This window comes from Coleofasciculus sp. (genome assembly GCF_046539235.1).
GTDB lineage: Bacteria > Cyanobacteriota > Cyanobacteriia > Cyanobacteriales > Coleofasciculaceae > Coleofasciculus.
Genome location: NZ_JBKHHI010000145.1, coordinates 1 through 14365, shown reverse-complemented (window position 1 = coordinate 14365; position 14365 = coordinate 1). Strand labels below are relative to the sequence as shown.

At 45.8% G+C, this 14365-nt stretch carries 14 protein-coding genes; 9 read left to right on the top strand and 5 right to left on the bottom strand.

The genetic code is table 11. From position 1 onward, the window contains the following. Positions 1–61: 61 nt before the first annotated feature. Entirely contained in the window at positions 62–2323 is a 2262-nt protein-coding gene (gene glgB / locus ACLFWI_RS14705) for a 1,4-alpha-glucan branching protein GlgB (RefSeq protein ID WP_446413538.1), read from the bottom strand. Between the two features lie 30 nt (positions 2324–2353). Between glgB and ACLFWI_RS14700 the strand changes: the two genes are divergently transcribed. Then, complete coding sequence (locus ACLFWI_RS14700) at positions 2354–2686, top strand: hypothetical protein (RefSeq protein ID WP_446413537.1); 333 nt, start codon at positions 2354–2356, stop codon at positions 2684–2686. On the opposite strand, the gene ACLFWI_RS14695 is transcribed toward ACLFWI_RS14700, so the two are convergent. Both ACLFWI_RS14695 and ACLFWI_RS14690 read right to left on the bottom strand, forming a co-directional pair. Next, on the bottom strand, positions 2628–3920 hold the full coding sequence (locus tag ACLFWI_RS14695) for a sensor histidine kinase (RefSeq protein ID WP_446413536.1): 1293 nt from the start codon (positions 3918–3920) through the stop codon (positions 2628–2630). The genes ACLFWI_RS14700 and ACLFWI_RS14695 overlap by 59 nt on opposite strands. Positions 3921–4037: 117 nt before the next feature. Continuing rightward, a complete protein-coding gene (locus ACLFWI_RS14690; RefSeq protein ID WP_446413535.1) occupies positions 4038–4790 on the bottom strand; it encodes a response regulator transcription factor in 753 nt (250 codons plus the stop codon). A 318-nt stretch (positions 4791–5108) separates the two neighbouring features. Between ACLFWI_RS14690 and ACLFWI_RS14685 the strand changes: the two genes are divergently transcribed. The 4 genes from ACLFWI_RS14685 (at position 5109) to ACLFWI_RS14670 (ending at position 9209) form a co-directional block, all read left to right on the top strand. Beyond that, positions 5109–5855, top strand: a complete 747-nt coding sequence (locus ACLFWI_RS14685; RefSeq protein ID WP_446413534.1) for a creatininase family protein — start codon at positions 5109–5111, stop codon at positions 5853–5855. Between the two features lie 188 nt (positions 5856–6043). Next, complete coding sequence (gene hpsE, locus ACLFWI_RS14680; RefSeq protein ID WP_446413533.1) at positions 6044–6967, top strand: hormogonium polysaccharide biosynthesis glycosyltransferase HpsE; 924 nt, start codon at positions 6044–6046, stop codon at positions 6965–6967. A 20-nt stretch (positions 6968–6987) separates the two neighbouring features. Continuing rightward, positions 6988–8034, top strand: a complete 1047-nt coding sequence (locus tag ACLFWI_RS14675; RefSeq protein ID WP_446413532.1) for a glycosyltransferase family 2 protein — start codon at positions 6988–6990, stop codon at positions 8032–8034. A gap of 122 nt (positions 8035–8156) precedes the next feature. Continuing rightward, positions 8157–9209: a glycosyltransferase family 1 protein gene (locus ACLFWI_RS14670; RefSeq protein WP_446413531.1), complete on the top strand. Its 1053-nt coding sequence runs from the start codon at positions 8157–8159 to the stop codon at positions 9207–9209. A gap of 8 nt (positions 9210–9217) precedes the next feature. Here the strand turns inward: ACLFWI_RS14670 and ACLFWI_RS14665 are convergent, their stop codons facing one another. Continuing rightward, positions 9218–10150, bottom strand: coding sequence for a polysaccharide pyruvyl transferase family protein (locus ACLFWI_RS14665; RefSeq protein ID WP_446413530.1), 933 nt, complete (start codon positions 10148–10150; stop codon positions 9218–9220). Between the two features lie 42 nt (positions 10151–10192). Next, a complete protein-coding gene (gene radA / locus ACLFWI_RS14660) occupies positions 10193–11767 on the bottom strand; it encodes a DNA repair protein RadA (RefSeq protein WP_446410304.1) in 1575 nt (524 codons plus the stop codon). 174 nt (positions 11768–11941) lie between these two features. On the opposite strand from radA, the gene rpaB reads away from it, so the two are divergent. The 4 genes from rpaB to ACLFWI_RS14640 all read left to right on the top strand — a co-directional run. Continuing rightward, complete coding sequence (gene rpaB, locus ACLFWI_RS14655; protein WP_044208692.1) at positions 11942–12670, top strand: response regulator transcription factor RpaB; 729 nt, start codon at positions 11942–11944, stop codon at positions 12668–12670. 105 nt (positions 12671–12775) lie between these two features. Beyond that, positions 12776–13444 (top strand): cofactor assembly of complex C subunit B, encoded by a 669-nt coding sequence (locus ACLFWI_RS14650; RefSeq protein ID WP_446410303.1) that lies wholly within the window; start codon positions 12776–12778, stop codon positions 13442–13444. Then, positions 13445–13984, top strand: coding sequence for a DUF456 family protein (locus ACLFWI_RS14645; RefSeq protein ID WP_446413529.1), 540 nt, complete (start codon positions 13445–13447; stop codon positions 13982–13984). It abuts the gene before it with no gap. A gap of 52 nt (positions 13985–14036) precedes the next feature. Further along, positions 14037–14365: hypothetical protein (locus ACLFWI_RS14640; RefSeq protein WP_446413528.1), on the top strand; the 329-nt coding region annotated here is incomplete at its 3' end.

Below are 14365 nucleotides of genomic sequence, written 5' to 3'. Positions count from 1 at the left end.
ATGAACCATGAACCATGAACTATGAACTATGAACCATGAACCATGAACCATGAACCATGAACTATTGCGACTTCAATTTCAGAATCAAAACGCCCAAGGGAGGCAAGCATAAATCAATGTAATGAGACCACCGGGGATGAGACCATTCCCCTGTCCAGCGACCGCCCATATTGCCCATATTGCTACCACCGTAATCTCCAGCATCGCTGTTTAAGATTTCAGCATAGAAACCGGGTTCGGGGACACCTACCCAATAGTTGGGATGATGTTGAGGAGTAAAGTTACAGACAGTGACGATAAAGTCATCCGAGTCTTTTGCTTTGCGAATAAACGAGACAACACTATTGTCAGCATCGTTACAGTCAATCCACTCAAACCCTTGATGAGAAAAGTCTTGGCTATAGAGGGCGGGTTCACTTTGGTAAAGGTGATTCAAATCCGCCATAAACCGCTTCAGTTGTTGGTGGGGTGCATGTTGCAACGCGCCCCAATCTAAGTCTGCCCAAGCATTCCACTCATTCCGTTGTCCAAATTCCATACCCATAAATAGGGTTTTCTTACCGGGATGGGTGTACATATAGGCATATAAGCAGCGGAGATTGGCAAATTTCTGCCAGTCATCTCCCGGCATTTTACTCAGCAGGTTGCCTTTTCCGTGGACAACTTCATCATGGGATAGCGCCAGCATGAAGTTTTCGCTGAAGGCGTACATGATGCTGAAGGTAACGCTATTTTGGTGGTAGGGACGATAGAGGGGATCTTTGGCAAAATAATCCAACATATCGTGCATCCAGCCCATGTTCCACTTAAAGCTGAAGCCTAAGCCGCCTAAATAGGTGGGACGAGAGACGAGGGGCCAAGCGGTGGATTCTTCAGCAATGGAGAGGATGCCGGGATAGTAGCCGAATATCTGATAATTCAGATAGCGCAAAAAGTCGGCGGCTTCTAGGTTTTCGTTACCACCGTACTGATTGGGTACCCATTCCCCGTCTTTGCGATCGTAGTCCAGGTATAACATGGACGCTACAGCATCCACGCGAATCCCGTCAATATGATATCGGTCAAACCAAAATAGGGCGTTGGCGATCAGAAAGTTGCGAACTTCATTCCGGGAGTAGTTGAAGACTAAGGTTCCCCATTCCTTATGTTCCCCTTTGCGGGGATCTGCATGTTCGTACAGATGCGTGCCATCAAAGAAGGCTAACCCGTGAGTGTCTTTGGGAAAATGACCGGGAACCCAATCCACAATCACACCAATATTATTTTGGTGACATTGGTCGATAAAATACATTAAATCCTGGGGAGTCCCATAACGGGAGGTGCAGGTGTAGTATCCGGCAACTTGATACCCCCAAGACCCATCATAAGGGTGTTCGGCAACGGGGAGGAGTTCAACGTGAGTGAATCCCAGTTCTTTGACATAAGGAATCAGGCGTTCGGCTAATTCCCGATAGGTGAGGAAGCGTCCCTCTGGTTTCTGGGAGACTTTTACTACAGGGCGAGTTTCCCCATCCACTAATTGGGGTGGAGTCTCGGCACTCTCATGCAACCATGAACCCAAGTGAACCTCATAAACGGAAATGGGTTGTTCTTGGGGATCACTATGGCGACGGCGTTCTAACCAGTCTTCGTCGTGCCAAGTGTAGTCTAGGCTATTGACAATTGACGCGGTTTGGGGTCTAATTTCCTGTTCAAAGCCGTAGGGGTCGGATTTGTGATAAATATGTCCGACGTGGTTTTTCACTTCGTACTTATAGTGTTCTCCGACGCCAATTTCCGGGATAAACAGTTGCCAAATCCCGTTTCCAAGTTGGCGCATCTGATGTTCGCGTCCATCCCAGTTATTGAAATCACCGATAATGGAGACATTACGGGCGTTCGGTGCCCATACTGCAAAGTGAACCCCTTGGACGCCATTAAATTCCGTGGGGTGAGCGCCCAATTTTTCGTAAATGCGATGATGATTTCCTTCGGCAAATAGGTGAATATCAAAATCCGTCAAACGCGGAGAGCGAAAGGCGTAGGGGTCATAGACTACCCGTTCATGCTCGCCTTCTTTAATCCGCAGTTGGTAGTTGGCTAACTCGGGTATATCAATCTCACATTCAAAAAGATGAGGATGACTAACTGCTTGCATCGGGTATTCTTCCCGTTCCGTAGGGCGAATCACCCAAGCGGCGTCGGCTTTCGGCAGGTAAGCCCGCACAACCCAGCTGGTTTTACCCTCCCGTTCAATGGGATGAGACCCAAGGATTTCAAACGGATCATGGTGTCGATTGCTGACAATCCGGTCGATTTGGTCTGGGGAAATGGTTATTGTCATGGCGTTACCTTGTTGTACTTCCCAGACTTAATGGTAATCAACATTTCTCCACTGACACAATTTGTTTGTGTAGGGGCTGTCGCGATTCACTACCAGATGCAGCAAATGACGGCGCCGACGAGTGAGTTAGTCGAGACAGCGACAGAAAGGTTTATTCAAGTGCGTCAGGAGGGAGGGTTGTTCAAGCTTCCCGGAACGAGTGAATTTTTAGATTGGTTGAAAGCACTGCAAACTTTTGAAAAGACACCCTATAAGGCGGAAAAATTAGCCAAGGAGAAGCGGCTTCCTTATCGGGAATTATTATTTAAGCTGCAGGCAATTGAATCTGTAACCAAGCCCCCCCAGTTTCCGGGTGATTTTTAGCCTTAACGGTGCCACCGTGAGCCTGAACAATTTGCTGGACAATCGCCAAACCCAAACCGCTACCACTACTGCGACCTAAAGTCGTCAAGTTCTCAGCGTTAGGTTGCCGATATCGCGAGGCATCTCCTCGATAAAGTCGCTCAAATACACGAGGTAAATCATTACCCGAAAACCCCGCACCTTCGTCAATAATATCGATTTGTATCAGCACTTTTTCCGTTGGATCAGCCTGTGTTGAAGTGGTTACCTCAACTCGAATCGAGCCTTGGGGGGGACTATGCTTAATACTATTATCTAATAAATTCAAAAACACTTGGATGAGTCTCGACTCATCAGCCTTGATGGGCAGAGTATCGGGTCCACTATAGTCAAGATGTAAATGTTTTTGCTCTGCCAAAGGTTCCAAACGTTGCCAAGCGGACTGAATTAAAGCGTTTAGGTCGAGGGATTTATAGGTAAGACTCTTGTTCGGATCTTGTTCAAGATGGCTGAGTTCTAGCCAATTTTGAATCAAGTCAATTAACCGATTAATTTCTTGCAGGAGTTGATTAACCCAACGGCTTTCTGGAGGATTAACCCGTCCTTGCAACGCTTCTGCGACTAAGCGAATCGACGTGAGTGGGGTTCTCAATTCGTGCGCTAAATCAGACACCCACTGATTGCGAGATTCCGAGAGTTCAATTAAAGGTTGTCGATTCTCCAGAAACACGCCAACTTGCCCATTAGCCAGGGGCCAACCATAGGCCCGCAACGTGAGCGATCGCACTTCGCTCATGGCTGCACCATCCATACAGGCGGGATGAAATACCCATTGCTGGCTCGTCGATTGTTGCTGTTTTCGCGTTTTCTCGATTAACTGATCCAGTTCGTAGGATCGTACCACCTCTAGAAGTAAGCGAATCTGTCCAGGTTCCCAGCGGTCAATTTGCAATAACTGACGCGCCTGCTGATTACACCAAATTAAGTGATTGTCTTCGTCTACTTGTAAATACCCGACTGGCGCAACTTGAAATAGGGATTGAATGGCGTTGAGTTGGTCTTCTAAGACAAGGCGCTGCTGATTCGCTTGGGCAATCGCTCCCCGTAGACGAGACTCTAAAGGAAACGAGTTACTAGTCGAATTGGCTGGTAACAACTCCAAGGTTTGCTTGAGCTGCTGTTTAGTGCGGTGTTGTAACCATAAGCCAACCCCAATTCCTAGAGCTAGACCCAAGAGAAATGTCAACAGGGTCATGGGTGTGATCAATGAGACTATTATCGAGCGATGGTCTAGATATTGTAACCTTTCGACAGGGCGATGTAGGTACTGATTTGGGTAAGATGCGATCGCCGGTGTCGCATCTAAAATTAATTAGCCAAACCGATAGCCGAAGCCACGAACGGTAATCAAGTATTCCGGTTGACTGGGGTCTTTTTCTAATTTTTCCCGCAGCCAGCGAATGTGAACATCGACGGTTTTGGTATCGCCGAGAAAATCGGGTCCCCAAACCTGATCAATTAACTGTTCGCGAGACCAGACTCGGCGGGGATACCCCATAAACAATTCCAACAGTCGGAATTCCTTGGGCGAGAGGTTAACCTCCTCGCCGCGCACCGTGACGCGGCATTCTTCTGGGTAGAGGGTAATGTCCCGTAACTGTAACGTCGGCGTTGGCGGTATGGAATTATAGCGGTGACGACGCAGCAGGGCGCGACAACGGGCGATTAATTCCCGCATACTAAAGGGTTTGGTCAGGTAGTCATCGGCACCGACTTCCAACCCCAAAACCCGATCCGTTTCACTAGCTTTGGCGCTGAGAATCAAGATGGGAATGGAATTCCCTTTATACCGGATCAAGCGACATAGATCGAGTCCGTTAACCTGAGGCAGCATCAAGTCTAGGATCAACAGGCTAAACTGGCACTCCTCGTCATTGGAGTCGCCCTCGGATAGAAGCGTTAAAGCGGTACGACCATCAGCAGCCGTCACCACGTCATAACCTTCCTCTTGTAAGGACAACATCAGCATTTCTCGGATGAGATCCTCGTCTTCTACGACCAGAATGCGGTTTGATTGTGCCAGTTCTGGAGTAGAAGGGTTTTGCGGTAGATCGACAGAAAGCATAAATGGTAAGGAAATTGGGTATCTGAACTTCTAAGCCAAGATATACACCAAAATCATGGTGTTGAAACGATATAGAAATAGAACTCTACGTCTAGAGTGACACAAGATTCGGCTGGTGTGACTATACCCTGTGAATTTATGAAGATGAAGACTTAATACAATTTGCTCAACTGTATTGCCGATTTCCCCATGGTGACATAGACTAAGGATAGTGTAATACATGTCATACGCAAGTATGACAGAATGAGGGGTCTTACAGAAACAAAGCAGGAGGCTGGTAACCCTAGTCCACCTGCTTTCACTTTTTTAGAAGGGATAATGCTGCTACATTTGATGACCTGGATCGAGGTTGAGGAGTACTTGAAGCGATCGCCGGGGATTATTCTGCCGATTGGTTCAACTGAACAACATGGACCAACGGGATTAATTGGTACTGATGCGATATGTGCTGAAGCGATCGCGCGAGGGGTGGGTGAAGCGACGAATGCGATCGTTAGTCCCACGATTAGCGTGGGGATGGCGCTGCATCATACAGGGTTTCCTGGTACGATCAGCCTGAAACCGAGTACCTTAATTCATGTCATCCAAGATTATTTAGTCAGCTTAACCCGGGCTGGATTTAGCCGATTTTTCTTTATTAATGGTCATGGTGGTAACGTGGCGACGCTGAAGGCGGCGTTTTCTGAGAGTTACGCCTATCTCTGGGATCTCAACATTCCCAACAGCGATCAAGTCAGATGTCGCCTTGCTAACTGGTTTACCTGTAAATCGGTGTATCAGTTAGCAAAACAATGGTATGGTGATCAGGAAGGATCTCACGCCACACCCAGCGAAGTGGCTTTAACTCAATACCTTTATCCGGAAGCAATCAAAAACGCCCCATTAGCGGCTAATGTCGCCTCTGGACATCCAATTTACGGGGCGACAGACTTCCGCCGTCGCTATCCTGATGGACGCATGGGGTCTAATCCCGCCTTAGCCAAACCGGAGCATGGTCAACAATTCTACGAGATGGCAGTGAAGGAAATGAGTCAGGCATATCTGGAATTTTTGCATACCGAGTGACAGTCTTTTAGAGACAGGTTAAACTCATAATTAAACCACGCCTGCTGGCAAAGGAAGCAATACGGCATGGTGTTTTCTAGCTGTATTTACTACAAGCGAGCAGATTTGGTTTGAGGAGAGAGCGATCGCTCAACTCCAGCTCAGGATTGAATGAGTGGGAGAGTTATTCCCCAGAGGAAGATTACGGCATGAGCGAGATCGACTTTACTGTCGCGATTTGTACCTATAACGGCGCGAATCGTTTAAAAGAGGTTCTGGATAGGTTGCGATCGCAGGAAGGGACAGATGATATTTCCTGGGAAATTATTGTCGTTGATAATAATAGCACTGACGATACGGCTAAGGTCGTTCAGGAGTACCAAGCGAACTGGTCTGAACCTTATCCTATTCATTATTACTTGGAACCGGAACAAGGACTAGCATTTGCTAGACGATGTGCCATCCGAGAAGCCAAGGGTGCTTTGATCGGTTTTCTAGATGACGATAATTTTCCCAAACCCAATTGGGTGACACAAGCTGATCATTTTGGGCAATCTCATCCGCAAGCTGGGGCTTATGGAGGACAAATCCATGGCAAATTTGAAGTAGAACCTCCGCCAGGATTTGAGAGAATTTCCCGTTATTTTGCTCTGATTAAAGGAACGAAACCCTATTGTTATAACCAAAAGTATGCCTCTACCCGCAAAAAGATGTTTCCTCCAGGAGCCGGAATCGTTATTCGCAAACAGGCTTGGATAGAAACTGTCCCTGAACGTCCCCTGCTCCCTCAAACCAATGAAGATTTAGAAATGCTGTCATACATTTGGCAAGGCGGTTGGGAACTGTGGTTCAATCCAGCCATGGAAATTGACCATTTTATTCCTAAATCGCGTTTTGATAAAGATTATCTGCGGCGTTTTTTTCAAAACAATGGTCGGCTACGATATCAGGTGCGAATGTTAGCCTATAAACCCTGGCAAAGACCCCTGGTTGTACCGATCTATCTAGGCAATGATATCAGAAAACTAATCCTCCACTTTCTCAAATATCGTTCTGTCCTGAAAACGGATGTTGTTGCTGCTGGAGAGATGGAATTGCTACTCACAATTCTACTTCGGAATTTTTATAAATAAATCATTAACTTTGATTAAATATGAAAAGTTTAAATAGAGTTGATTCTAAAGACATATCATTAACAGGCACAGAAATTATATGTTTTGTAATTGTCAGGAATGAATCAAAACGATTACCTTTCTTCTTAAAATACTATAGAGAAAAAGGAATATCTAAGTTTTTTATTGTCGATAACGACTCAGAAGATCATACCTTAGACTATCTAATCCAGCAAGAGGATGTCTATACTTGGCATACTCAAGAATCTTTCAAGGAAAATAAACAAAATTGGCTAGAATTGTTGCTGAGTAAGTATGGTCAAAATCACTGGTGTTTAATCGTTGATGCCGATGAAATTCTCTATTATCCCGATTGCGAAACCCGCAGCCTAAGCGATTTTTGTCGGCAAATAGAATGGCAAGGTAAAAATGCTGTTCAAGGGATTATGTTAGACATGTATTCGCAGCAACCTGTTCAGGAAGCCTACTATAATCCTGGAGATGACTTTTTAGAGGTCTGTCCCTATTTTGATAGACAGTATTATCATCACCAGGAAGGAACAATCAGGGATTATTATTGGGGAGGATTGCGACAACGTATCTTTGGCAGTGACGATAAACGAGGCAAGAAGCCCTACTGTTTAACCAAGTTTCCTTTGCTTAAATATAATGATACGATGATATTATATTCAGAACATGTCACAAAAAACATAAAAGTTTCTTCGACAACGGTGTGTTTGCTACACTTTAAATATTTTTCATTTTTCATCGATTATGTTAAATCAGAAATCCAGAGAAATCAGCACTGGCAAGGAGCAATCGAATACCAAAAATATGCTCAACTTATTGCCGAAAACAAGCCACTAAACCTATACGATCCAGAAATTTCCGTGCGACTGGAAAATACTCAGCAGTTGATAGATATGGGAATTATAAATCGGGGAGTTCTTATGGAGAAACGGTTAGGATATGTCAGCTTATTGTTAGAATTATTTTATGACAGTAAAATACTGGGACGTGCATTCCTTAAAGTTTTGTCCCGAAAAATAGCCTCTCCAGGAGTTATGGTGATCAGGAAAACTTATTGAATTGAGTCAAAGCCTTTCTGTAGCTTTTCCTCTTCCCGAAAAATTCAGGTTCCACCACAAATACCGAAGAGTCATCTATATTTACCCAGATCCAAGTAAAATTCGTTATTACATAAAAACAAATGCAATTAATGCATCCGGGTCTGAAAGACATTCTGCTCATTGAGCAATACATCAAGACTAAAAAAATAGGGTTTTTATCTATAGAAACCCCTTTACCCCCTTGGTTCAAAAAAATAACCCAATCTATCCCAAATTACTCTATAGGACTGCAACTTCGCCGCGAGTACCGCCACATTTCAATGGGCATTAGAGCCTTTCGTCTTAAAGATATCGATACAATTTTTATATTTGAAATCTATAACCAACATTTATTAGGAGTTCTGCCTTTACTAGCTTTAACAGGAAAACAGGTATTGATTAGCTTACATGGCAATCAACAATTTGCCATGACTAGCAAAATCAAATTCTTCGGATTAGTCTACCTAAAAAGGTATCTGCAACTTTTCAAAAATTTAAAAGTCGTTTTATTTGAAATCGATGATCATGTTATCCCAGATCAATTCCGATTACCAGCATCATCCAAGATAATTATCCCTCATCCAATCCTCAGCGAAGTCACGCCCAACCTGAGCCTCGGTGAACGTTTGCCTATAGATGCCAAAATTAAGATCGGGGTGGTGGGGATGATTCGACAGGATAAACCTATCTCAAAACTAATTGCCAAATTACAGGAATACATCAGCTCATATACTGATCAATGCGAACTAATTATAGGTACACCCTTTGCTCAAAAACCTGGTTATTTAGATCAACTGGGTGTAGCTCTCTACGATACCACTAAAGAAGAAGACTATATCAGTGTCTTAAAACAGATTGATATTTTAGTCATTCACTATGAAAAAGATCGTTATTACTACCGCACCAGTGGTGTAATTAGTGATGCCGGATCGTGTGGTTGTTATATTATTGCTTCTGATTATCCAGTTATCAATCATCAAGTGAATTTCCCTGTTCCAATTGGTGCAACATTCTCAAATTTTGACGAAATTGGTTCCCTAATTGATCAAGCTATCACTCACATTCGCCAGAAGGGACAGGATAACCACTGGATTTGGCGAGAACACCGTTCCGCAGAAGCGATCGCCAAACTCCTCTTCCCCCAAAATACATAAGCCCCTAATTAGGTAAAAATCCCCGATCTAACATCATCCTTAAATTGCTGTAGTCTTGTCTCTAGTTCATGGGTAAGACGCTCAACGATGAACTCATCGCTTAAAATAGGTTTAACTGTTTTGGCAATATCCATAAGTTGTCGGGCTACTCGCTGATTTGGATCACCGCCAATTTGATTAAACACGTTTAATTGCTCCTGTTTTAACCAATCTAGCCAGTAATTAATTTCTGGGCGAATACGCAAGCGAGTCGAAGGAGCTTCAGGAAACACAGGATAAAAATCCCAGAGAGGCATAACATACTGAGGTTGGTATTCAATGCCTAGAGACAGACACCAATCCTGCCATTTAAAGGAATTAATATTGGCACTGGTTTTGATCGGAATCCAAGGCACTCGTAGGGCATCCGCAATGATAGCACCATGCATAGCTTCAGCGAGTAATACCTCAGTTTGGCTAATTGCTGATAAAATGTTTTCAATTGACCAACGCGGATCAATATAGGCGAATCCCAGTTGTTCACAGATAGCAGCCCAGGCTGAACTGGCTGGGATAGCGTGCTTGAAATGAGGCATAAAAGCAAAGCGCTGGGTTTTAGAATGATTCGCCTGAAATAATCGCCTGACGAGTAAAGCCGCATCGGTAACGGCGACTTCTTTGGCAACACCAAGCGCTTGGGCAGAAAGGGGTCCTCTGAGGCAGTAGATTGTCCAAGACTGATTAATTTTGGGTACAGTTCCATATCCATATCCCACACCCGTTCCAAATACGATGGTTTTCTCTGCCTTGGGTAATTTTTTGTTGAGTAACGTCCCAATTCCGACAAAGAGTGTTCGTTTGTCTTCATCTAGAATATTGGGTATTAATTGGTTCCAGAGCCAAGGGTTGAGTTCATCGCCAAAATTGGCGTATTCATCGGATTTGTAGTAGTAGAGCTTCATTTTTCATTTTATTGTTATCCCACATTCTGTACGCCCAAAACTCTAAAAGTCGTCTTCCTCTTCCTCATTTGCCTCATTTGCTGAATTCTGGCGCAATCCTCCTGGTAAAGCGGCAATAATTGCATCCAGCACCCTGGAAACTGGGATCACCTCAATATCCAGATCCGGTAACACTTGACCCTTGGGAACGATCGCGCGTTTAAATCCTAACTTGGCGGCTTCCTTTAACCGCAGTTCCATCTGTGACACCAGCCGCACTTGTCCCCCTAATCCCACTTCGCCAACCATCACGGTGCGGGGATCAACCATGCGATCGCGAAATGACGCCACCACCGCAATGGCAATCCCCAAATCAGCCGCCGGTTCTTCGACTCCCAACCCGCCAGCCGTAGCCACATAAGCATCTAATTTAGACAGGGGAATCCCCACCCGTTTTTCCAATACCGCCAAAATTTGCTGTAATCGACTATAATCCACACCAGTGGTTGAGCGACGCGGCGCACCATAACTGGCTGGGGACACTAACGCCTGTAACTCAACTAAAATCGGACGAGTCCCCTCACAAGCCACTACCGTCGCCGTACCCGGACTCATTTCATCCCGATTGCCCAAAAATAACTCCGACGGATTCAGCACCTCCTGCAACCCCTTATCCACCATTTCAAAAATACCGATTTCGTGAGTTGCACCAAACCGATTTTTTACCGATCGCAGCAGACGATGGGAAGCAAAGCGATCGCCCTCAAAATACAATACCGTATCCACCAAATGTTCCAGCACCCTTGGTCCTGCGATCGCACCTTCCTTAGTCACATGTCCGACAATGAATAACGTAATATTTGCCCGCTTTGCCACCTGCATCAAAGCTGAGGTACATTCCCGCACTTGCGCCACCGAACCCGGTGCCGAGGTTAACGCCGCAAAGTACAGCGTCTGGATACTGTCAATGACGGCGACTTGGGGTTTAAGTGACTCCAACTCCCGTAACACCTCCTCTAAGTCAGTCTCTGCCAACACATACAGATTTGGCTCTTGCTCCTGGGAGGCTTTACCCCCATTCGCCGTTTTCGACTTTGCCGACTTCCCTCGCTTTTTGGGCGTACCATTATTCGTCTGCTCACTATTATTATCTGCCTCCTCCTGAATCGGAGCAGCACCAACACCCAGGCGAGAGGCTCGCAGTTTCACCTGCTGTCCCGACTCTTCGGCACAGACGTAAAGGATACGATGCTCCTGTGCCAGTTGATTTGCCACCTGTAGCAGCAAGGTGGATTTGCCAATCCCCGGATCACCGCCAATCAATACCAAGGAGCCAGGGACGATCCCTCCCCCCAGCACTCGATCCAGTTCACTATACCCGGAAGCAAATCGGATCTGGACATTATTGGAAATTTCTGAGAACTTGAGTGAGGAGCGTGGTTGAGCGCGTCCGGAAGTAGGAGAGGGAGTAGAGGCACGGGTATTGGATTGCCAACCCCCACTCCTTAAAGTGGTCGTTGTTGACAGCATACTCTCCTCTAAGGAGTTATACGTGCCGCAGGAGGAGCATCTGCCGAACCACTGGGAGTGTTCCGCCCCACATTGATTACAAACATAGATGGATTTAGTTTTAGGCATCCTGATCTCAAGGTGCTAGGAATTTTCAATAATTAAACCAATCTTAAAAAGTCGTAAGAAAATGTCAAATAAAAGCGTTATGGCTTAAAAAAGCTTCGTATAACGTTATATCTTAGAGATAAGCTACTGATAAATTAACATTTCGTTGACTGTAAATTAGGAGTCTTGAATCAATTGGAAACTCATAAGGAAAAAATTCTGGTTGTCGATGATGAAGCGAGTATCCGCCGGATCTTGGAAACTCGCCTGTCGATGATTGGCTACGATGTCGTCACCGCCGCCGACGGGGAAGAAGCCTTAGAAACCTTCCGCACGAGTGAACCCGATTTAGTGGTGTTAGATGTGATGATGCCCAAGCTGGATGGCTACGGCGTCTGTCAAGAGTTGCGAAAGGAATCGGATATCCCCATCATCATGCTAACGGCATTGGGTGATGTTGCCGACAGAATTACTGGGTTAGAGTTGGGCGCGGATGATTATGTAGTCAAGCCCTTCTCTCCCAAAGAGTTAGAAGCCCGGATTCGTTCGGTATTGCGGCGAGTGGACAAGGTGGGTGCTTCCGGGATTCCCAGTTCTGGGGTAATCCATGTCGCCAGTATCAAAATTGATACAAACAAACGACAGGTGTATAAGGGAGACGAGCGGATTCGGCTCACAGGGATGGAATTCAGTCTCCTGGAGTTATTAGTCAGTCGCTCTGGAGAACCCTTCTCTCGGTCAGAAATTTTACAGGAGGTGTGGGGGTATACCCCAGAACGCCACGTCGATACTCGTGTTGTCGATGTTCATATTTCTCGACTGCGAGCCAAGCTGGAAGATGATCCCAGCAATCCAGAGTTGATTCTCACCGCACGGGGGACAGGGTATTTATTTCAACGGATACTCGAAGCAGGGGAGGAATAAGTGTTGAGTTTTAGGTTTTGAGTTGTGAATGTTGAGTGTTGTAGCAACCGCTACAACAGTTAGGACAGGCTTGCGTCCATTGAAACAATAAACGCTGTGCAAATAATGGCTAAACCTGATCAAAATTCTGTGTTGCGACAATTACCGTTTATTGTGGGGGGATTAGGCGGAACGCTATTGTTAATCAATCGCTTGCTGACTCCCCAACTTACGGAATCTCAGGCGCGTTCAGACGCACTGGGGGTTATTCTGAGTGCCATATTGATTTTGACAGGTTTGCTGTGGCAGCAAGTGCAGCCGCGATCGCCAGATGCGGTAGATTTGATTGGGGAGGAAGGGTTGGAACTGACACCAGAGTTACCGGAGGCGGTGAAAACGGAATTGGCTTGGGCGTCACATTTATTATTAACCAATACCGTGACGCGATCGCTGGTTGTGTTTTATCAGGGGAGGGTGCTACTAAGGCGGGGAATATTGGGGGTGAACCCAGAGGTGAAACCGGGTGCTATCTTGAAGCGGGTTCTCGATCAACAAAAACCTATTTATCTGGTTGACATGAAACTGTATCCCGGACGAATCGAATTTGACTACTTACCAGAAAATACCCAAGGACTCATCTGTCAACCTCTGGGCAATCAGGGTGCTTTAATTTTAGGCGCGAATGCTCCCCGCAGTTACACCAAACAAGATGAGCGCTGGATTGAGGGGCTAGCTGATAAACTAGGAAATACGTTGAGTCGTTATCTAGAACCCACGCGATCGATTGAATCTTAAATGTCTTTAACTGTGCTCTACTGGATATTAATTGCCCTGATGCTCGTGGGTGTGGTGGGTGCTGTCGTCCCTGGTATTCCCGGTTCTAGCTTAATTGTTGTGGCAATTTTAGTCTGGGGATTTGTCCAAGGGTTAAGTGCGATAAATTTGGCGTTGGGCGTTGCTGTTGTAGTATTACTCCTCAGTGTCGGCATTGATTTTTTAGCCACCTACTGGGGAGCAAAACGGGCAGGGGCGAGCAAGTGGGGACAAATTGGTGCGATTATTGGCTTAGTCTTGGGGATTTTAGGGCTTCTTCCAGCGTTACCTGTGGGAGGTCCTTTGTTAGGGATTTTAATTGGTCCACTGTTGGGAGCGTTTATCGGTGAGTTTTTATCTCGCCGTCAGTTGGAATTAGAGCTACGGTTAAAGGCGGCGTTGAAAGCGAGTGTAGGAATTGTAGTAGGTTCGCTGGTGGGGAATGTCATTCAGGGTGCATTGGCGCTGGCGACAGTTATTGTGTTTGTGTTTACCACCTTCCCCCCCGGAGTTGCAGGGTAAACGATTCGAGTTGACGGGGTGACAATAATTTTCGATTACAGTAACAAAGGCGGTGGCGCTTTTATCGCCGACGACGAATGGTGGTGCGATCGCCTATAATTCTTTCCTAGTTTTTACGATGACAAATTCTAGGCAATTGACGACAACGATAGACGCGAAAGCGGGTCATATTTATATCCAGGACTCTCACTCTGACACCCGAAAGGCTTACTGGCGGCGTATCCCCAGGATTCAGTGGTTGGTGATTCTCACGGTTGTGGGACTGGGTTTGTTTGGCTGTAAGTCCTCTAAATCCCCCGAAAATGCCCAGAGTCCCTCACCTCCCGGATCAGAAACACCCGCTGATTTTTCCTTTCCCCTGATTACCCCGAATGTCTCACC